Genomic DNA, 19637 nt, shown 5'->3' on the forward strand with positions numbered 1-19637 from the left:
TCTACGTGAACAGGCCTCCCGCTTGCCGTTCCTAGGATCTCTAGGTTATATCTAGGTGTCCTAGGATCAAGGAAGGGTGGGTACATGGCACGGGCAGGGCTGACGGCGGAGCGGGTGACGATCGCGGGCGCCGAGTTGGCGGACGAGGTCGGGCTCGAGCAGGTGACCATGTCGCAGGTGGCGCGGCGGCTGGGCGTGAAGGATGCGAGCCTCTACACACACGTCCGCAGTCTGGAGGATCTGCGCGGACGGATCGCGCTGCTGGCGGCGGACGAGAAGACCATCCGTATCGCGGAGGCGACCGCCGGACGGGCGGGCAAGGACGCCCTGGTCGCGTTCGCCAACGCATGGCGCGCGTACGCCCACGAGCGTCCGGGGCGCTACACGGCGACGCAGACCCCGATCAAGATCGACCCTGAGCTGGCCGCGAAGGCGCCCGGACCGCGGCGCGCCGTCGAGCTGACCTACGGCATCCTGCGCGGCTACGGACTGGCCGAGCCCGATCTGACCGACGCTGTCCGGTTGCTGCGCAGCACGTTCCACGGGTTCGTCGCCTTGGAGGCCGCGGGCGGCTTCGCACACGAGCGTTCGCCCGAGCAGTCCTGGGTCCGTGCCCTCGACGCCCTGCACACCCTCCTGGAGCACTGGCCCCCGGCCCGAGAAGGAGACTCCGCATGACCGACCCGACCATCGGCACCTTGCGCGTGAACGGCGCGACCCTGCACTACGAAGTACGCGGCCAGGGCCCGCTCCTGCTGCTGATCCCCGGAGGGGCGGGCGGCGCGGCCTCCTTCGACGGCATCGCCGACGACCTGGCCGCCGACTTCACCGTCGCGACCTACGACCCCCGCGGCATGTCCCGAAGCACGCTGAACGACCCCGAAGCCGAGCAGGCCGTGGCCGAACACGCCGACGACGCGCTCCGGATACTGGAACTGTTGTCGCCCGGTGAGCCCGCCCTCGTGTTCGGCGCCAGCTCGGGCGCGATCGCCGCCCTGCACCTGCTCGCCGCCCATCCCGAACGCGTCGAACGCGTCGTGGCACACGAGCCGCCGGTCGTGGAGGTCCTGCCCGACGCCTCCGAACATCGCGCACTCATCGCGCGCGTGCAGGAGACCTTCCGCATACAGGGACTCATGCCGGCGATGGCGATGTTCGCCGCGGGTATGAAGAAGGACGGCGCCACCACCGAGCCGAAGGCCGAGATCAAGCTTCCACCGCAAGCAGCGGCACGGGCCGAGCGGACGATGGCCAACCTGCCGTACTTCATCGGGCGCATCGTGCCCAGCTTCATGTCCTACACCCCGGACACCCACCGGCTGGAAGCCCTGTCGGACCGGCTCGTGCTCGCCTGCGGCCAGGACTCACGCGGCGAGCTGCCCTACCGTCCGGGTGCCTTCCTGGCCGAGCGTCTCGGCACGGAACTCCTGCACCTCCCCGGCGGGCACACCGGCATGACCACGCATCCCGCCGAGTTCGGCGAGATCCTTCGGAGGGCCTTCCGCCCGTAAGGCGCTTGGCAGAAGGCTGCAGTCGAGATGGGCTCCTGATCCCTCCCGACCGCCAGGTGCAGCTTGGTGGTGAACCCGCCGCGTGAGCGGCCCAGCCCGTAGGGGGACTCCCCTGTCCCTGGGCCGACCGCCGTAGGCTGACCCGATGAGGATCTTCGAACGACTGAACGGCACCAGGCGCCCGGCAGGCGGCGTGACACCGCTCACCGCGGCCGCGGTCCGTGACGCCATCCTCGCGGTGAGCGGTCCGGAGGCGCCCTACCGGGTGCGCCTCGCCGGCCCTTCGGAGAAGGCCGACCTGATGGCGGACTGGCGGATCCAGCACCGCTCCTTCGGCGAGGACGTGGACCTGCGTCTGAGCATCCGCATGCGGCTGGACCCTCACCGGCGCGAGGTGCGGGCCCTCCAGGAACAGCGGTCGAGCACCAGGGGCCGGCTGTCGGCGTCGCGTGAGTACGGCCGCGGGGCCGGGTTCTCGGTGGAATGGACATACGAGCGAGGCCCCGACGGCCGCCGCCGCAGGGTCAAGACACTCGACACCCGGGACATGAGGAACGTCCTGCGAGAAACGGTCCTCGCCGCCGGGTGGACATGGCGGCCCCGCCTGCTGAAGCTCTGACCGCCTGCGACCAGCGCACCCTGCACCGCAGACGCCCGTGGAACGGGCAGTTCCCGAACAGGTCGCGGACGGGACGAGAACATCCTGGGTAGGTCGCGCGATGAGTCCCTCACGATGCGCTTGAGCGCGTAGATCCCACCGAAGCGCACGTCCAGCGACGGGGAACCGAGATGGGTGATCGCATCGTCGAACCGGGCGGTGAGCCGGCCCTGCTCGGCGACCCGTACCTCCCGCCGGGTGAAGAGCAGCGCCACCAGGGCCACCAGACCGGGCCGGACGGCCACCGCGAGCACGGGCCACTGCGACCGGCCACAGCCGTCGGGCGTCGGGCGTCGGGCGTCGGGCGTCGGGCGTCGGGCGTCGGGATCGCGCGTACCGCGGCGGCGCCTGCGCCGCACTTCACGCAGGTACGCGCTCCGATTCGGTCCGGATTCCCGGCCCGCGTCGGGCAACGCATCCTGACCTTGGCCGCGGCCATCTGGCACCACCGAGCCACGGGAACAGCGCTGACCAGGTCATTGATCGCCTGCGACCACTGACCGGAACTTCGGCCTCCCCAGCCGTTCAGGGGACACACGGGTCGTATCCGGGGCGTTTCCCTCCCCGCCGGGCATCCCTTGGTGGAACGAAAGGGAGACATGATGCCGCTCTACCTATCGAGGTTCAGCTACACGCCGGAGACTTGGGCGAGGCTGACCGTCCACCCCGAGGACCGCGCAAAGGCCGCTCAGGCGTACATCGAGTCCGTCGGCGGGAAGCTCCACGGCTTCTGGTACGCCTTCGGCACGCACGACGGCTACAACCTGTGGGAGGCCCCCGACAACGTGTCCATGGCCGCGGTTGCGCTGGCGATCAGTGGAGGCGGCGCGCTCAGCTCGTTCGAGACGACAGTTCTCCTGACCGTCGATGAAACCATCGATGCCCTGCGCACGGCCGAACGAATCCAGTACCGGGCGCCGGGCGCATAGCGGTCCAGGGACACCGTCGTACTGGGCGGGCCCGCGCGGGTGGTGATCAGAACGGGAGGTGCCTCACTCCCGCCACGATACGGTCCTGCCATGTCCCGATCAGACGAGATTTCGCTCCCCCCGCCCCCCGTCACCGCGGACGACCTGGACCTTGCCGTGCAACTCGCCGTGGCAGCCCTGCGCGAGGCGCCCCCAGCCGCGTGGGACGACAAGGCCGGTTCGCTGGACTGGGACTGCTGGGAAACCGTGGAGCACCTCAGCGACGACCTCTTCGCCTACGCTGCGCAACTGGGCCCCAGAACACCGCCCTTGGACGGCGAGGTGCCGTTCGTATACGAGAGCCGACGTCCTGGCGGCCCGGCGAACACCCTTCACGCGAACCGCAAGGCGGGGCCGGTCGGCCTGCTGCAGGTCCTGGAAGCGAGCGGTGCGCTGCTGGTCGCCATGGTGCGCACGACGGCGCCGCAGACCCGCGCTCACCACGTCTTCGGCGTCTCGGATCCCGAGGGTTTCGCCGCGATGGGGATCGTGGAGACCCTGGTGCACACGCATGACCTGGCACAAGGGCTCGGTCTGGCATGGAGCCCGCCTGCCGACCTGTGCTCTCGTGTGCTCGCTCGGTTGTTTCCGGACGCATCGTCGTCCACCGATCCTTGGCCCACCCTTTTGTGGGCCACCGGACGCGGCGAACTGCCCGGACACCTCCGTCTCACCACATGGCGCTGGGACGGCACACCCCGGGCATAGGCTCAGGCGTCCCCGCCGCAGAGGGGGTTCGGTAGCCACCTCGCCGTCCACGCCGGACTCGCCCCCAGGGAGGGAACGCGTCAGCGCGCCGTTCGGCGCGCCGTGTTCTCTCGCCACTCCCGGCCGATCGATCGCATCAGAGCCGGATAAACCCCCAGGTACCGGAAGGGTTTGATGCCGAGCATGTACAGCGAGCCGAGGCGGCCGTTGGGCTTCACCAGGACGGCCATCTGGCCGCGGTAACCACCGTTCCCGTCGGATACCCAGCCGATGTGCATCACGCCGTGCATTGTCTTGTTGGCGTACTCGGCGGCCCACTCGTCGTGTGTCTGGAAGACCGATGTGAAGGGCGCCGTGTTGAGGTCGGGCCCCTGCGGTCCCTCACGCAGGTCGTCCGGCAGCCGGTCCCGCAGCGTCGCCACCCGGCCGCCGACGCCCGAGTCCGGCTTGTCCCATCCGAGCAGCGCGCCGAGCTTCCAGCGCACCGAGAAGAGGAATCGGCCCACGGGGTTGCCACCGTCCGGACCGTCCTTGCCGTCCGCTATCTGCTGGACCAGGAGGTGCAAGTCGTCCGGGCCGCCCGGCGTCGGCAGTGCCCACAGGTCCTCGAGCCGGAAGTCGCCGGCGATCTCGTGGATCCGCCATGGGCGGGACGTGTGGTCGGTTGCGGGAAGGCGCAGATCGCTCACGGCAAACCCCTGTCTATACGGTGGCGTATAGATCGAGCATAGACCCATCCATACGGCTCCGTATACTTGGCCGGGACATGTGAGGGGAGACACGGATGGGCGCGATCCGCACACCGCGGGACAAGTGGATCGAGCAAGGGCTGCGTGCGCTTGCCGCCGGTGGCCCTGAAGCCGTCCGGGTCGAGGTCCTCGCCCAGACGCTCGGCGTCAGCAAGGGCGGTTTTTACGGCTACTTCCGCAACCGTGCCAGCCTGCTGGAGGAAATGCTCGACACCTGGGAGCACGGGGTCACCGAGGATGTCATCGAGCGGACCGAACGCGATGGGGGCGACGCCCGCGAGCGACTCGGGCGCCTCTTCGACTTCGTGGGGTCGAGCAAAACTCCCGTGACCAGCGCCGGGGTCGAACTCGCGATCCGCGACTGGGCCCGGCGTGACGAAGGCGTCGCGCGCCGCCTCCGCCGGGCCGACAACCGGCGCATGGACTATCTGCGCCAGCTCTACGGAGCCTTCTGCCCCGACGAGGGCGACGTCGAGGCCCGCTGCCTGATCACCTTCTCGCTGCGCATCGGCGACCACCTCATCGCAGCCGACAACGGCCCGCGCAGCCGCACGGAAGTCCTCGCCACGGTCAGGAATCGGTTGTTGGGCTGACTGATCACCTCAGAATGATCTCCGGAGCCGGAGCCGGAGCCGGAGCCAGAGCCGGCGGCGGCAGAGGCCGACGACGACCTCGCCCCGGAATCCGCACTGGCCACGGCGCCCCCGGAAGTGCGAGCCGCCTTCGCCCCGCGCGCACTCGAAGGACTCACCGAGGATCTCGGGAGCAGCTCGCACCGTTCAAGGTGAACTGCCTGGGTACCGCGTTCGCACCTGAGTACGTCGCCTGGAAGGCGCAGGAAGCACTCTTGACGGCGCTCAGGTCGTTGTTGGCGCAGGCGGAGGTCCGGCCCGCCCGAAGCAACTCCGCATGCCTCTTGTACGGTGCCTTCCGAGGAGGCCGCCATGCATGATCAGGACTGGGACGACGACAGCGCCTACAGGTCGGCTGTGAGACGCACGCGGATCACGATGGCAATCGCGCTGGTCGTGACCCTGCTGGTACTCGGGAGCGTAGCTGTCGCCATCTTCGGCGTGTCGCTGTTCTTGGACCTTGCTGAACATCTCAGTCGCTAACCGCGCCCCTCTCGTGCCCCGTAGAGCGGCTCCTATTGTTCGGCCTGACCTGCCAATCTCCCGAACCGGTCTTCGTAGTGCGGCTCCGGTATCGGACCCTTCTTCTTTTGGACAGCAGGCAACGTCATGAGCAGTACAGCTGCTCCGAGGAGTGCGACGACCGCGATCCAGCCCGCGCCGACATGCATGGCGTGGATAAATGCGTCATCAGCCGCCTGCGCAAGAGCGGGCCGGTCGATAGCGGTGGCGAGATGGCGGGCCTGTTCGGCGGAGACTCGCGCCTGATCCTGCACCGGACCGGGTGCACCCTCCAGTGAAGGTTCGATCGCACGTCGATACATGATCGACATGATCGTGCCGCCTACCGCGATTCCGATCACACTGCCGGTTTGTCGCACGGTGTTGGTGACGGCCGATCCCGCACCGGCCTGTTCCAGCGGCAGGTTGCCGACCAACGCGGCCGTAACGGGGCCGATCACCATGCCTACCGAGAGACCCTGTATCAGCAACAGGATCTCGATCCAGACGAGTGGAGTCTGGAGCCCGAGGAACCCGTACCCGCCCATGGTCAGCGCAGCCGCGGTCAGCGCCGGCACGGTCACAAGACGTAGCGACAGACGGCGAACCAGGCGCGTGGCGAGGGGCGCCCCCGCGAGCGCGCCGAATGCGGTCGGAACATTGGCCAGACCCGCCTTCATCGGGGAGAATCCGAGCGCGCCTTGAAGGTAGAACGCATTGTAGAAGGTGATGGCGGCCACACCGAAGAGCAGCAATCCGAGCGCCGCATTGCCGCCGCCGAATGTGCGTTGCGCGAGCAGTCGCGGATCAAAGCTGGGCACCTTGACACGCAGTTCGACCAGTACGAAAACGGCCAGCAGAACCAGACCGACAACGATCGGCACCCAGACGTCCATACGACTCCACACGGCCACCTGCCCCGCCCGGATCAGCCCGTAGGCCAACGCCACGAGCCCGCTGATCGACAGCAGCATTCCAGCGGGGTCCAGCGGCCGCACAGTGGGGCTGCGGAAATTCGGGACCAGCACGGCGAGCCCTACCAACGTCAATACCGCGACCGGGATATTGATCAGAAAGACCGATCCCCACCAGAAATGATCGAGCAGGAACCCTGCCAACACCGGGCCGGCAGCCATTCCGACACCGGCCGACGTCGAGAAGACGCCGATCGCGGCAGCCCGCGCGGGGCCGGTGAAGGTCCATACAAGGATGGCCATCATGGCGGGCGTGATCAACGCGCTGCCCACCCCCATCGCAGCTCGAGCTGCGATCAGCTGGCCCACATCGCTTGCGCACGCCGCCCACAGCGAGGACCCGGCGAAGATCACCAACCCACCGGAGAACACAGTCCGGTGACCGAACCGATCACCCAGTGCGCCTGCAGTGAACATCAATGTGGCGAAGGCCAGAGTGTACGAGCCGGTCGCCCATTGCAGCTGCCCGGGATCGGCCCCCAGGCCACGGACCGGGTCTGCAAGGGTCTCCAGCGCAGTACTCAGGACGGTATTTTCTAGCCAAATCAGCAGCGAACACGACATAAGAACGGCAAGAATCAACCGCTGCCTGGACTTCGGCAACGTTGGAGGCACGGTCATGAACACCTTCGGATATCGCTCGGCGGGAACCTGAACGACTGGACAATAAGTAAACTCCACGACGCCGTCAAGCTCAGAATTTCTTGCGAATACTATTGCGAGTGAAGGGACTACATGCCCTCTGCCGGATTTGCGGGCTGAACAATTCTGTGCCCTCTGGCGGATTTGCGAGTTGATGAATTTCATGACTTCCGGAGGCTTGCAGCTGAGCGGATTTCATGCCCTCCGCCGAGCTGTCGCAGCGCGTCCCGCGCCCCCAGCTCGGTGCCCACGCCAAACCGCAGCTCCTGCCCGCGGCAGTTCAGCGATGATGGGGCCCCATGTCTCGCCGGCCGACGACCAGCGGCTCGGACTGCCGTCGAGCTTCACCGTTCCAACCAGCGCGTCCAGGCTCAACTAGGCTGCCGCCTTCCCCGAGCCCGAGGAGACACGCATGACGCAGACCGACCGACGGCCCATGGACCTGAACGCCTACGAAGAACGCGCACGGGAGAAGGTATTCGCGCCGGAGCGCGTCTACCTCCTGTCACTGGGCGCCCAGGGCGGAAACTCCCACGTCCACTGGCATGTCGCGGGTCTGCCGCCTGGCGTGCCCTACGGCGAGCAGCAGTTCCACGCGCTCATGTCGGAGAGCGGGGTGCTGGACGCTTCACCGGAGGAGGCCGCCTCGGTGGCGGAGCGGCTCCGCGAACAGCTCGCGTCCTGACGATCGACATCGAGCACACCTTCCGCCTGCTCCATCAGGCGCTCTGCCGGAGCTGGTCAAAGATGCGCACCCCACGGCAGCCGACCGCTGGACGTGGCTGATTCTCGCCACCTCCACCCCACTGCGACTGGTCCCCCACGGGCGGCCGACCGGCGTCGACCATGGCAAAGGCCCGTTCCGCCGGACCGACTCACCCTCGTACGCGCCCACCACGACTTCCGGCGCAGGCGCCCTGCCCACGGGGCCTTGCGGGCCTCGGGCTTGGTGGTGACAGCGCGCGCCGCAGCGCTCGCATCCCACCTTTCATTCGCCTACATAACGGTAGACACCGTTGCGATCTCGTTAAACGTTTACTTCTTGACGACAATGTGACGGCCGAGTTGACTTCTTGCCACCTCGGCCGCAACGTCGCGGCCTCGTCAGGGAGGCAACCCCAATGAACACAGTGACGCGTCGCGCCGTCATCGCCACGGCCTCGGCGTCGATGGCCCTCTCGCTCGCCGCCTGTGGCCAGGCCGACAGCGCCGGCGGCGACAGCGGTGGCAAGGGCAGCTCGACCAAGATCGGCCTGCTCCTTCCGGAGAACAAGACCGCGCGGTACGAGGCGCTGGACAGACCCCAGTTCGAACAGGCCGTCAAGGGTGCCTGTCTCACGTGCGAGATCGTGTACAACAACGCCGTCTCGGACGTGGTCAAGCAGAAGCAGCAGTTCGACCAGCTGATCGCCGCCGGCGTGAGGGTCATCGCGCTCGACCCGGTCGACGCGACGAAGGCCGCCGGCTGGGTCAAGGAGGCGCAGGGCAAGGGCGTCAAGGTCCTCGCGTACGACCGTCTGATCGAGGGCGCGGACGCCTACGTCAGCCACGACAACAACAAGGTCGGCGAGCTCCAGGGCGAGGCGCTCCTCGCCGCCCTCGGCCCCAAGGCCTCCTCCGCCAACGTCGTGATGATCAACGGTGACGAGAAGGACACGAACGCCGCGCTGTTCAAGCAGGGCGCCCACGCCGCCCTCGACGGCAAGGTCGGCAAGATCGCCTACGAGGCCTCCGGCGAGTGGGACCCGAAGGTCGCCGGCGAGAAGATGTCCGCCGCGATCTCCTCGGTCGGCAAGGACAAGATCGACGCGGTCTACTCGGCCAACGACGGCATGGCCGGCGGCATCATCACCGCCCTCGAGAACGCAGGCATCAAGAGCATCCCGGTCGGCGGCCAGGACGCCGAGATCGCAGGCATCCAGCGCATCATCGCCGGCACCCAGACCTTCACCATCTACAAGAGCCCGCTCGAGCTCGCTCCCAAGGCCGCCGAGCTCGCGGTCGATCTCCTGATGGACGTGCCGCTCCGTGCCAAGAGCGAGACCGACGGCGTCCCGTCGATCCTCCTCGACCCGGTGGTCGTCGACAAGACGAACATCAAGGCCACGGTCATCGAGGAGGGCATCTACACGGCCGCTGACATCTGCTCCACCGAACTCGACGCCAAGTGCACCAAGTTGGGCCTCAAGTAACCTCCGGTGGGCCGTCCGCTCCCACCGACGTCTCCGCCACCCCGCGGCGCTCCGCCTCCCGCCTCACTCCATGAGGCCGGCCCCGGCCCGGCTCCATGTACAAGAGGTGAAGGCGCTATCTGGCGGAGGTGTGTGAGTGATGGCCCCGCTTCCTCTGCTCGTCCCGCGCCGGCGTAGCCCGCGTGCCCGCGCGGAGGTGCGGGCACGAGCCGTGGGCTTCCCGGGCCACGCACCAGGACGTGCCCGGGGCGCGCGCTCAGTGCGCTTCCGCCCCCGGCGGCGATCGGTTTCCGCCTCTCGTCGCGGCTCGGCCGGGACGAGAGGCGAGCCGCTCGGGGTCAGAGCCCCGTCGGGTCGGTGTCGCAGGTGGCGCGGCGCCGCCCGATCGTGACCAGGGCCTCCCAGAGGGCGTCGGCCTCTCCGCGGCGAACCTCGTGGATCGCTCCGTCCAGGGGTTCGGCGCCCGGGCCCAGCGGCCTGTCCGGCTCCCCGGCATCCCTGCGGAGGACGATCCCGGTGGGCGGATCCAGGGCACGCAGATCCCGAAGGAGACGGTAGCGGGCGAGGTCGGCCTCGGGGTGGGGCAGATGGCGGGTGATCACCGCGATGTCGGGCAGCAGCACACGGGCCTGGGCCAGGGCGATCCGGGGCTCGAAGGCGTGGGCGACGACGCGGAAGTGCGGGCTGGAATGAACGCGGGCGCGCACCGATTCCAACTCGGCGCCCTCGGGCAGGCCTGCTATCAGCACGGTCATCATCGAAGCCATTGTCCCTCCATCCGGCCGCCGGTGCCTTGCCGTGGCGGCAGTGGAGGCCCCCTGGCGGCGTCCGCCCTCCGGTCGCCACCGGTCGACGCCGCTCATCGCGCTCCCCGCTGCCGAAGGAGGCCGCCGGTGGTCCCTGACGGCCGGGTGACGACTCCGGCGGCCCGGCGGACGCGGCCCCGCCGGACGCGGCCGGGGTCGAGGCGCCCTCAGGAAGGTGTGGGGAGATCCTCCCGCGGGCCTTCCCCGGCATCCACGTCGCCGTCGAGGAGCGGTCGTCGAAGACGACCGGGCCGTCTCCAGGAACACGGTGACCGGCACGTACCGGGGCTTGTACCAGGTCCAGCCGGCCACCGGCCGGGCCGCACCCCGCCGCTCCGGGTGGGGCGAGGCCGCCTCAGTCCACCAGCACCCCCGGGTTGAGGATGCCGTGCGGGTCGAGGGCTCCCTTGGCGGCGCGCAGGGCGAGGGCGAAGGGCTCCGGCCGCTGGCGGTCGTAGCCCGGCCGGTGGTCGCGGCCGACGGCGTGGTGGTGGGTGATGGTGGCCCGGTGGCGGTGGAGCACCTCGCCCGCCACCGCCTTCAGTTCGTCCCAGATGGCGACCTCGTCCCCCGGGCGGCCCGCGGCGAGCACGGTGAAGTAGGGCGCCGCACCGTCCGGATAGACGTGCGTGAGACGGCAGTTGACGGTGGCCGGGTGGCCCGAGATCTTGAGCGCCGCCTCGTTGACCGTCCTGCGGACGTCCTCGACGAGGGCGGGGACACGATCCCAGGTGGCTGCCGTCTCGAAGGTCTCCGCGACGGCGCCCATCCGCGCCAGGCCGTCCCGGAGGTAGGGCATCCGCAGGAACGCCGACCGCCACGCGTTCACCGCCTCGTCGGCGGGAGCACCGTCCGTGCCTGCCTCGGACGACTCGCGACGGCCCCCGTGGGAGCGGGCCAGGTCGACGGCCTGTGCGAGGCGGACGTCGACCGGGGCGTCGGCGGACTCGAAGCCCAGGACGAGGACGGCCGAGCCGTCTCGCGCGGCACCGGCCAGCGCGGCCTCGCCGGAGTCGAGCAGCCGGCAGTTGGCGGGGGCGAGGTCGGACTGCGCGAGAGCGCGGACCGCGCCGAGCGCGGCGCCGAAGTCGTCGAAGGCGAGCGAGGCGGACGCCTTGTGGACCGGGCGGGCCTGGAGCCGTACCCACGCCTCGGTGATGACGCCGAGCGCGCCCTCCGAGCCGAGGAACATCCGGTCCGGCGAGGGACCCGCGCCCGAGGCGGGCAGCCGCCATGACTCCGCGGTGCCGGCCGGGGTGACCACCCGCAGCGACTGGACGAAGTCGTCGATGTGCGTGCGGCCTGTGGCGTAGTGGCCGCCGGCCCGGGTCGCGAGCCAGCCGCCGAGGGTGGAGAACTCGAAGCTCTGCGGGAAGTGCCGGAGCGTCAGGCCGTGCGGACGCAGCTGGTTCTCCAGGCTCGGTCCGAGCGTCCCCGCCTGGATGCGGGCGGCCCTGCCCTCGGAGTCGACCTCCAGCACCCGGTCCATCCTGGTCAGGTCGAGGGAGAGCACCGCGCGATGGCGGTCGCCCCGGTACTCGACCCCGCCCACCACCGAGGACCCGCCGCCGAAGGGCACGACGGCGACCCGGTGTTCGCCGGCCCAGTCCAGGAGGTCGGCCACCTCCCGCTCCTCCGTCGGGAACGCGACCAGGTCGGGGATCCGGCCCGGACGGCCGCGCAGGGCGCGCGCGATATCCCGGTACGCCTTGCCCATCGCGTGGGCCGCGCGGTCGGCCGGATCGGTGCTGATCAGCCGCGCCAGGCTCGCGGAGGGCTGGACGGCGGGTGCCCCGATGCCCAGATCGGCGATACGGGGTACGGGGAGCGGTCGGGCCAGGGTTCCGGGTAGCAGGGCGCCCATCGCCGCGCATTCGGCGTCGTCGGGGTGGGCGCTCTCCCATCCCCAGCCCCACCAGGACCGGAGGGGGGCGGGCGGGATCGACTGCGTCGTCGTGCCGGACATGGGCGCTCCAGGTGCCGCGAGTGAATTTACCAAGAGGTAAATTACTTACTGATAATATCCACGCATGGCAACCCCCCGTTCGAAGGCCGGCACCAAGGGCGTCCCCCGGCACGTGCGTCGGCAGCAGATGCTGGAAGCCGCCACGGAGGAGTTCGGAAGCCGCGGTTACACCGCCGCCTCCCTGGCCGTCGTCGCGGAACGCGTCGGGGTCACCAAGACGCTGCTGCACCAGTACTTCGGCACCAAGGAAGACCTGTACGTCGCCTGCCTGACGCCCGTCGGGGACAGCCTGCTCGACACGATCCGCACGGCCATGGGCGAGGCGGGGGCGACCCCCCACACCCCCCTGCGGGTGCTCCGCGGCATCTTCGTCGCGCTGGAGGGACGCCGGGAGGCGTGGTTCGTCCTCTACGACCGCTCCCTGCCGCCCGGCGGTGAGGCCGCCCGGACGGCGGCGGTCTATTGGGCGGCCATCGACGCGCTCGCCGCCGACGGCACCACCGAGCTGCTGCGCGCCGCCGGATCCACCGACCCCATGGACGCCGACGCGCTCCGCCACGTCTGGACGGACCTGGTCAGCACCCTCGTCCGCTGGTGGGTCAAGCACCCCGAGGAGACACCGGAGGCCATGACCCGGCGCTGCGCCCGCCTCTTCACCGTCGCCGCCGCCCTCGCGGTCGACCCCGCGCCCCCGGGCTGACCGGAGGACCGGACGGCGGGAAGGCCGGAGGACCGGGAGGCCGGACGGCGGGAAGACCGGGCGACCGGGAGGCCGGGCGGCAGGAAGGCCGGGCGATCGGGAGGCGGGAAGGCCGGGCGACCGGGAGGCCACACCTTCGCGCGCGGCGTGGAAGGGCCGGTCCGCGCCGTGCGGCTCTCTTCACCGGTCACATGCCGGTGACGTCCCTGGCCCGCTGGAGCACGGAGTCGAGCGCGGCCACCCCGCCGTCGCGCCGCCGCGCGCGCGCCGCCCGGTCCTCCGGAACCAACCGTTCGGCGGTCCGCACGGCGTAGGCGTCCGGGTCGCCGAAGGCGGCCCGCGGGTGCTCACCCGTCTCCGCGCAGTGCGTCGTGACCTCCTTGACCGCCCGGAGCACGACCGCCCGGTCCACGCCCGGTTGCATGGCGAGCCGTACCTGGAAACGCGCCATCCACTTCTCGCGGTCCTTCTCTCCCGCCGCGTCCGTCGTCCGGTCCTTCTTCGCCACGTGTTCTCTCCCGTGTGATCGGCGGCCGTCCGTCATGGAGTGGGACGTCGAGGCGTTCCGGTGGGTTGCCCGAGCAAGGCGGCTTCCTGCCGCCGACGACACCGTGACCTGGCCCGACCCCTTTGCACGGCCCTCATTCCCCCTGCCGGCCGCCGGGACCCACGACCACCGCCAACAGCCGCCCGCTGCCCGGACGTTGGACGAGGACGGCTGCACCGGGCGGCCCACCGCCCCGCTCACCGTGGCGGGAGCTCCGTCCCCAGCTCCGGCCCGCGCTGACCGTGGATCGATCGGCTTCCCCGTCGATCCGGCGTTCGATCCATGACGGTGCGGACGGGGTACCGCTTCCCTCGCCCGGACCGCAGAACCATACTGGTCGGGTCCTGATCGCCCACCGAACGGTTCCATGGCCAAGAACAGCACATCATCGACCACCGTCCCCGACACCGCCTGGCTCGGGCGTGGGCGTCACGTCGGGCCCGAGCCCGAGCGGGACGTCCGGCGCAACCTGCTCGCCCTCAAGGCGGCCCGGGTGATCGACGACTTCCTGGACCTCGACCCCGTCGAGGCTGCGCGTTCCACCGACCTGTACCCCCGGGACGAGTCCGCCGACCCCGGCCCGTCCGCGCGCCGCCTCTTCGAAGCCCGCTGGCGCGTGGCCGACGGCGTCACGGTGCGCGCGCAGCTGACCACGTACGAGCCCGAGTCCCGCCGCATGAAGGGCGAGGGTGTCACCTGGGTCCTCGCCGCCGAGGCCGAGCGGGCGTGGGAGGCGAGCTGGCCCTCACCGGCCACCGTGTTCTGGCCCGACAGCGACCAGGTCGCCTGGGACCACGAGACGGTGCCGGACGTGCGCCTGCGGTCGGCGAACCGTCTGCCGAAGGACGACGACGAGTTGCGCCGCCTGCTGCGGGCCTGCACCCGGCAGAGCTGGTTCATCCATGTCGTGGTGCACGAGGCGATGACACCGGACACCCTGGGACGCCGGCCGATCACGGCGTTCCTGCCGCCGAGCCTGCGGCACCGGGTGGTCGAACACCGCGCCACGCCGGAGCAGGCGCTGATCGCCGACTTCGTGATGAAGCGTGAGCTGGGTGTGGGGATACCGCGCGGCGGCGCCGTCATCCTGCCCCCGACACCGCAGGCCTCCCCTTACGACGCGGAGCGCTTCACGGTACCCAATGTCTTCCTGGACGGCACAGAACCCACCAGACTCCTGGACAAGATCAAGGAGTTCGCCTCACTGCCCCAGCCGATGCCGGCCGATGCCGAACAGGTCCTGACCCGGCTGCGCCAAGGCTGGCACCTGCTCACCCCCGACGAGGAACTGGCCCACGCACGGGCCATGGTCACCAGGTACGCCAAGGCCCTCGAAGCCATGACGGCGTCCTGTGACCTGTACCGGGAGGCCGCCGAGTCGGCGCTCGACGCCCTCGCCGAGGCGAACAGCGGCGACGGCGCCGCTCGGACGGCATCACCGGCGACGGCCAAGGACGACCCCTCACCATGGAAGACCCTCACGAAGACACTCGGCCGCTTCCGGGGCCCGAACCCCCAAGCGCCGGATACGGAGGTCCAGCAGCGTCCGCACGGCCGGTAAGGGGTACGGGAGAGCGGACAGAATCGGCCGGAACGAACCTCATCGACAATCGTGGTCGTTTCCGCCGGTCAGCGGCGCGCGGGACGTGGACCACCAGCAGACCGGGAACCTGCTGGTGGTACACGCCGAAGAAGGCCGGAGTCCTCTGGGCATCCTCGGCGAGGCATGCAGGGAAACTCTGTGCGAGGTGACCCGGATCGCGAGCCACGGGGTGGAGCGGCCCAGACTCGAATGACGCGCGCTGCCGGTACGTCCGTAAGGCCAGGACTCGCGAAGTGATGCAACCGTCGCGTGCCCTGCCGGTCCGTCACGGCGCCGTCGTCGAGAACTGCGGGGAGGCCTTGCGGTGGGCGGCTTCCAGGACGGCGAGGAGGACTTCCTTGCTGGACTCGCGTGTGCGGACGTCGCACAGGACCACCGGAACGGCGGGGTCGAGGTCGAGGGCGGAGCGTACCTCATCCGTGGTCCAGGCCCGTTCTCCGTTGAAGCAGTTCACCCCGACCGCGAAGGGGATGCCGCGCTCCTCGAAGAAGTCGATCGAGCCGAAGGAGGCTTCCAGGCGGCGGGTGTCCGCGAGGACGAGCGCGCCCAGGGTGCCGTGGGCGATCTCGTCCCACATGAACCAGAAGCGTTCCTGGCCCGGTGTGCCGAAGAGGTACAGCACCAGTTCCGGGCTGATGGTGATGCGGCCGAAGTCCATGGCGACCGTGGTGGACGTCTTGCCTTCCACGCCGTCGAGACTGTCGATGTTCTGGCCGGCCTGAGTGAGTCGTTCCTCCGTCTCCAACGGCGCGATCTCACTCACCGACCCCACCATCGTTGTCTTGCCGACACCGAATCCACCCGCGACAAGAATTTTCACGGCCGTGGGGAGGAGGATCTGTTCAGAGCTGGCGGATGCCATCGATAACCCTTTCGATGAGTTCCACGCTCGGTCTGTCGGACTGTGAGGGTGGCGCCTGCACGATGATCTTCTCGTCTCCGAGGAGATCACCGCAGAGGACTTTGACGACGCTTACGGGGAGATCCAGATGGGCGGCGATCTCCGCGATCGCTATGGCCCTGTGGCGGCACAGCTCCAGGATCTGTGCCGCCTCCGGCGTCAGGTGGGGATGGTCGACGTCGGGCGACCGCGTGACCACCAGAGTGATCAGCGTGAAGTGATAGTGGTTGTGTCGGGTACGACCACCGGTGATGGTGTAGGGCCGGAGGTGACGTCCGGCAATCGCCCCGTCGAGCGCGCGCGGCTCAGGCATCCTGGCTGTGTGCGACGGTGTGGTGGCCTGGAATGCGCGGCGCGGCACTCAGATACGCTCCGACCTGCTTGACCATCGTTCCCATCTCATAGGCCATCATGCCCGCGTCCACCTCCTGCGAGGCGAGGGCCGCCAGACGCGCCCCCTGACCGGCAGCGGTGATGAACAGGAACGCGTGCTCCATCTGAATGACGGTCTGCTGGACCGCGCCGCCGCGGAAGTACTGCGCCGTACCCCGGGCGAGGCTGTGCATGCCGGAAGCCAGGGCCGAAAGGCGCTCGGCGTCGTCCCGGCCCAGATCATGCGACTTCCCGATCAGGAGACCGTCTCCTGACAGCACGATGGCGCAACGGATCTCCGGTATACGGCCCACGAGATCGTCCAGGACCCAGTCCAGCTGCCTGCTGGTGGCCACTTCAGTCATTGCATTCCTTCGGAGTTCGTTGGGTCCCATGGTCAGTTCGCCCGTCCACCGTCGTGACGTGGTGCGGCGTGGGTTCCGGTGGCCTGGTCCATCCCGCGTCGGATGGCGGCGATGATGCGGGCCGACGCTTCGGGCGAGGGCGGGCCTCCGCCCTCGTTGTCGAGACGGCTGCCGGCCTCCGCCGCCTCACGGCGCAGCTGTACGGCAAGGCTGGACCCACGGGTGCGCTGGGGCAGTGTGGTGGGTTGCCCGAGGTTCGGCCTGTCGCCGCCCGGCGTTCCGTACGGGCTCTCGGAGACGGTGGGCATCGCCGGGAGGGAGGTGTCGGCCGTGGGACGGCCGGTGGGCATCGCCGGGAGGGAGGTGTCGGCCACGGGACGGCCGGTGGGCATCGCCGGGAAGGAGGTGTCGGCCACGGGACGGCCGGTGGGCGTCGACGGGACGGGTGCGTCGGCCATGGGACGGCCGGTGGGCGCCTGGCGGGGAAGGGGGGCCGCCCGGGGAGGCTCGGGGCTCACCGGCCGCTGATGCGCATCGAGGGACTCGGTGCTGTCCGGACGGTCCGGCGAGACGAGTCCGGCGCCTCCGTACGTGGGGAATCCGCTGTAGTCCGGGACTCGGCTGTGCGTCTCCCGCGGAGGCGCGGCGGGGGCTTCGCCGATGCCCCGGGCGTCCGCGACGAGGTCGTGCTCGTCGCGGCCCCCGGGCACCCCGACGAGGCCGGGCGGCCCGTCCAACGGCTGTGTGCGCGGCGTCGGCTGGGGAAGGGCGGAGGTCGCGGACCCGAAGGAGGGAGCGACCCCGGGCTGCGGGATCGTCCCGGCGTTGATCGCGTTGACGGAGACCTGGGCGGCGGCCCTGAGCTGGTCCATGACCGGGGAGTCGAGTTCCTCGAGCATGTGGACCGGCAGGAACACGATGGCGAGGGTGCCGCCGTAGACCGAGGGGCGCAGTTCGACCCGGATCTGGTGGCGCTGGGCCAGGCGGGCGACCACGAAGTGGCCGAGGCGCGGGTCCGCGCCGAGGGCCGCCATGTCGGGCTTCTGCGGATGGGCCAGGACGTGGTTGGCATGGACGAGCTGGTCCGGCGGGATGCCGAGGCCGTGGTCCTCGACGTGCAGAGCCACGCCTTCGGCGACATGCAGCGCGCTGACGACGACCTGGGTGTAGGGCGGGGAGAAGTTGGTGGCGTTCTCCACGAGTTCGGCGAGCAGGTGGGTGACGTCGGCGACGGCCCGGCCGGCCAGCGCTATCCGCTTCGTCGCCGGGAGGTTCTCGACCTTGACGCGGGTGTAGTGCTCGGTCTCGGCGACGGCGCTGCGCATCACGTCGGTGATGGTCACCGGCTCGGTCATCCGGCGGCTGGGGGGCGTGTCGCCGAGGATCACCAGGTTCTCGGCGTGCCGGCGCACACGAGTGGCGAGGTGGTCCACCTTGAAGATGTCTTTGAGGAGATCGGAGTCGCCGTGCTTGCGCTCCAGGTCGTCCAGGAGCGCGATGAGACGGTGGATCAGGGTCTGGGTGCGTCGCGTCAGCTGGCCGAGTACCTTCTCGGCGCCCGCGTGCCCCCGGGACTGGCTGAGTATGGTGCTGATGGCCGTGTGGCGGAGTCCCTCGATCGCGGATCCGAGGAGCTGGAGTTCCCCGGCGGCCAGGAGCGGCGGCGTCTGGGGGAAGGGGGCGAGCGGTTCCCCGCGCTCGGACTGGGCCAGCGCCTGAGGCCACTGGCGGGCCATCTCCTCGGTACGGCGCTGGAGTTCGGCCACCGCATCCAGGGTCGAGCGGCGGGCCCTGAGCCCCAGGACCGCGCCGGCCGTGAGGAGCGCCGCCGTGAGCGTCGTTCCGGCGATCAGACCGAGGAGCAGGCCGGTCGCGCGGTCGGAGGCCGCGTCGGCCAGCTCGTCCAGCGAGGCGGCGGTGAGTTTCTGCAGGTCGGTGACGAGGGTCTCGGCGTCGTCGCTCCAGGCCTTCGCCGAGGAGGGCAGCTGTGTCGTCGGCGCCGCGATGACCGCGTCCTCGATGGAGGCGATCGAGGAGGACTGCGGGGTGGCGGCGATCTGCGCGTATCGAGCGCGCGCGTCGGCCGGCAGGTCGTCCACCGCCAGCGAGGCCCGTATCTCCCGCTGGGCGCCCACGGAGTGGCTGAACCGCTGGTGGGCGGCGGTGGAGATGCCGCCCTGAGGGAGACCGGCGGACAGCAGAGCGTCCTCGCGCGACAGCATCTCGACGAGTCGGACCAGGGTGGCGGTGGCGTCGCCTCCCTGGGAGAGCGGCCCGTCCTCGCTGCGTACCGCGGCGCCTATCAGGTCGGTACCGCTCTGAATGACGTCGGTGAGGTGTCCGAAGGCGTCGGCGGAGGACATGGTGCGGGCGTCGATCGCCTCGCGTCGGCCGGCCAGCGTGTCCAGGGAGGTTCCGAGGCGCCCCGCCGGCCTGCCGAGCGAGCCGTCCATGGCGGGCAGGGCGGCCCGGAACTCCACGACCGCGGCATCGGTCTTCGCGCGGGCCTGGTCAAGGGCGTTGCGCGCCGCGGCCGAACGGCTCGCCTGCCACAGGGCCGTGAGGCGCCGCTCCTGCTGCAGGCCCGACACCACGTTCAGAGTCCTGCCGCCGGTCGTCGCGGTCCGCTCCGCGTCGTCCTGGAGCTGGATCTGCTCGCCGGCCAGACCGGCGGCCGTGTAGCCCCAGAGGCCGGTGAGGGCGATGGCGGGGGCGACGATCGGCATGATCAGCTGCGTGCGGAGAGACCTGCGCGGGACAAGCCGGTGGCGCGCCTTCGGGTCGCTAGTGCCTGACATCTGAATGGAATCCTCGCAGCGAGCTGACGACAGTGAAGATGATG

General features: G+C 70.0%; 20 protein-coding genes and 1 pseudogene. 12 read left to right on the forward strand and 9 right to left on the reverse strand.

Features of this window, described 5'->3' with window-relative positions:
- The first annotated feature begins 84 nt into the window (after positions 1-84).
- The 5 genes from E0F75_RS01200 (at position 85) to E0F75_RS01220 (ending at position 3845) form a co-directional block, all read left to right on the forward strand.
- Complete coding sequence (locus tag E0F75_RS01200; protein WP_187620525.1) at positions 85-678, forward strand: TetR/AcrR family transcriptional regulator; 594 nt, start codon at positions 85-87, stop codon at positions 676-678.
- The gene (locus E0F75_RS01205; protein ID WP_187620526.1) at positions 675-1511 is read left to right on the forward strand and encodes an alpha/beta fold hydrolase; all 837 of its coding nucleotides are present in this window, start codon (positions 675-677) and stop codon (positions 1509-1511) included. Before E0F75_RS01200 ends, E0F75_RS01205 begins: the two co-directional genes overlap by 4 nt.
- 145 nt (positions 1512-1656) lie before the next feature.
- Entirely contained in the window at positions 1657-2130 is a 474-nt protein-coding gene (locus E0F75_RS01210; RefSeq protein ID WP_187620527.1) for a hypothetical protein, read from the forward strand.
- 641 nt (positions 2131-2771) lie between these two features.
- Positions 2772-3098 carry a GYD domain-containing protein gene (locus E0F75_RS01215; protein WP_187620991.1) on the forward strand — a complete coding sequence of 109 codons (327 nt, stop codon included), beginning with the start codon at positions 2772-2774 and terminating at the stop codon, positions 3096-3098.
- A gap of 90 nt (positions 3099-3188) precedes the next feature.
- Positions 3189-3845 (forward strand): maleylpyruvate isomerase N-terminal domain-containing protein, encoded by a 657-nt coding sequence (locus E0F75_RS01220; protein ID WP_187620528.1) that lies wholly within the window; start codon positions 3189-3191, stop codon positions 3843-3845.
- 80 nt (positions 3846-3925) lie between these two features.
- On the opposite strand, the gene E0F75_RS01225 is transcribed toward E0F75_RS01220, so the two are convergent.
- On the reverse strand, positions 3926-4525 hold the full coding sequence (locus tag E0F75_RS01225) for a DUF2867 domain-containing protein (RefSeq protein ID WP_229312471.1): 600 nt from the start codon (positions 4523-4525) through the stop codon (positions 3926-3928).
- A gap of 104 nt (positions 4526-4629) precedes the next feature.
- Here E0F75_RS01225 and E0F75_RS01230 point away from each other — a divergent pair, with 104 nt between their 5' ends.
- Both E0F75_RS01230 and E0F75_RS01235 read left to right on the forward strand, forming a co-directional pair.
- The gene (locus E0F75_RS01230) at positions 4630-5187 is read left to right on the forward strand and encodes a TetR/AcrR family transcriptional regulator (RefSeq protein ID WP_187620530.1); all 558 of its coding nucleotides are present in this window, start codon (positions 4630-4632) and stop codon (positions 5185-5187) included.
- Between the two features lie 351 nt (positions 5188-5538).
- Positions 5539-5709, forward strand: a complete 171-nt coding sequence (locus tag E0F75_RS01235; protein ID WP_187620531.1) for a hypothetical protein — start codon at positions 5539-5541, stop codon at positions 5707-5709.
- A gap of 32 nt (positions 5710-5741) precedes the next feature.
- Here E0F75_RS01235 and E0F75_RS01240 read toward each other — a convergent pair whose 3' ends face one another.
- Entirely contained in the window at positions 5742-7508 is a 1767-nt protein-coding gene (locus E0F75_RS01240; protein ID WP_229312417.1) for an MFS transporter, read from the reverse strand.
- Between the two features lie 247 nt (positions 7509-7755).
- On the opposite strand from E0F75_RS01240, the gene E0F75_RS01245 reads away from it, so the two are divergent.
- The 3 genes and pseudogenes from E0F75_RS01245 (at position 7756) to E0F75_RS01250 (ending at position 9535) form a co-directional block, all read left to right on the forward strand.
- The gene (locus tag E0F75_RS01245) at positions 7756-8028 is read left to right on the forward strand and encodes a hypothetical protein (protein WP_187620532.1); all 273 of its coding nucleotides are present in this window, start codon (positions 7756-7758) and stop codon (positions 8026-8028) included.
- Positions 8029-8033: 5 nt separating this feature from the next.
- Positions 8034-8262 (forward strand): annotated as a pseudogene (locus tag E0F75_RS40300) (transposase); the annotation flags it as partial.
- Positions 8263-8464: 202 nt separating this feature from the next.
- A complete protein-coding gene (locus tag E0F75_RS01250) occupies positions 8465-9535 on the forward strand; it encodes a sugar ABC transporter substrate-binding protein (RefSeq protein ID WP_187620533.1) in 1071 nt (356 codons plus the stop codon).
- 338 nt (positions 9536-9873) lie between these two features.
- On the opposite strand, the gene E0F75_RS01255 is transcribed toward E0F75_RS01250, so the two are convergent.
- Positions 9874-10302 carry a hypothetical protein gene (locus E0F75_RS01255; protein ID WP_187620534.1) on the reverse strand — a complete coding sequence of 143 codons (429 nt, stop codon included), beginning with the start codon at positions 10300-10302 and terminating at the stop codon, positions 9874-9876.
- 394 nt (positions 10303-10696) lie between these two features.
- A complete protein-coding gene (locus E0F75_RS01260) occupies positions 10697-12307 on the reverse strand; it encodes an FAD-binding oxidoreductase (protein WP_187620535.1) in 1611 nt (536 codons plus the stop codon).
- 64 nt (positions 12308-12371) lie between these two features.
- On the opposite strand from E0F75_RS01260, the gene E0F75_RS01265 reads away from it, so the two are divergent.
- The gene (locus E0F75_RS01265) at positions 12372-13007 is read left to right on the forward strand and encodes a TetR/AcrR family transcriptional regulator (protein ID WP_187620536.1); all 636 of its coding nucleotides are present in this window, start codon (positions 12372-12374) and stop codon (positions 13005-13007) included.
- A gap of 187 nt (positions 13008-13194) precedes the next feature.
- On the opposite strand, the gene E0F75_RS01270 is transcribed toward E0F75_RS01265, so the two are convergent.
- The gene (locus tag E0F75_RS01270) at positions 13195-13515 is read right to left on the reverse strand and encodes a hypothetical protein (RefSeq protein WP_187620537.1); all 321 of its coding nucleotides are present in this window, start codon (positions 13513-13515) and stop codon (positions 13195-13197) included.
- 406 nt (positions 13516-13921) lie between these two features.
- Between E0F75_RS01270 and E0F75_RS01275 the strand changes: the two genes are divergently transcribed.
- Complete coding sequence (locus E0F75_RS01275; RefSeq protein WP_187620538.1) at positions 13922-15115, forward strand: hypothetical protein; 1194 nt, start codon at positions 13922-13924, stop codon at positions 15113-15115.
- 307 nt (positions 15116-15422) lie between these two features.
- Here E0F75_RS01275 and E0F75_RS01280 read toward each other — a convergent pair whose 3' ends face one another.
- The 4 genes from E0F75_RS01280 to E0F75_RS01295 are packed head-to-tail and all read right to left on the reverse strand — an operon-like array spanning position 15423 to position 19593.
- Positions 15423-16019 carry an ATP/GTP-binding protein gene (locus tag E0F75_RS01280; RefSeq protein WP_187620539.1) on the reverse strand — a complete coding sequence of 199 codons (597 nt, stop codon included), beginning with the start codon at positions 16017-16019 and terminating at the stop codon, positions 15423-15425.
- The gene (locus E0F75_RS01285; protein ID WP_187620540.1) at positions 16000-16371 is read right to left on the reverse strand and encodes a DUF742 domain-containing protein; all 372 of its coding nucleotides are present in this window, start codon (positions 16369-16371) and stop codon (positions 16000-16002) included. The genes E0F75_RS01280 and E0F75_RS01285 overlap by 20 nt, the downstream gene beginning before the upstream one ends.
- Positions 16364-16795, reverse strand: a complete 432-nt coding sequence (locus E0F75_RS01290; RefSeq protein ID WP_187620541.1) for a roadblock/LC7 domain-containing protein — start codon at positions 16793-16795, stop codon at positions 16364-16366. Before E0F75_RS01290 ends, E0F75_RS01285 begins: the two co-directional genes overlap by 8 nt.
- 32 nt (positions 16796-16827) lie before the next feature.
- Entirely contained in the window at positions 16828-19593 is a 2766-nt protein-coding gene (locus tag E0F75_RS01295; protein WP_187620542.1) for a nitrate- and nitrite sensing domain-containing protein, read from the reverse strand.
- Positions 19594-19637 lie beyond the last annotated feature (44 nt).

Source organism: Streptomyces sp. CB02980 (genome assembly GCF_014451325.2).
In the GTDB taxonomy this organism is placed as follows: Bacteria; Actinomycetota; Actinomycetes; order Streptomycetales; family Streptomycetaceae; genus Streptomyces.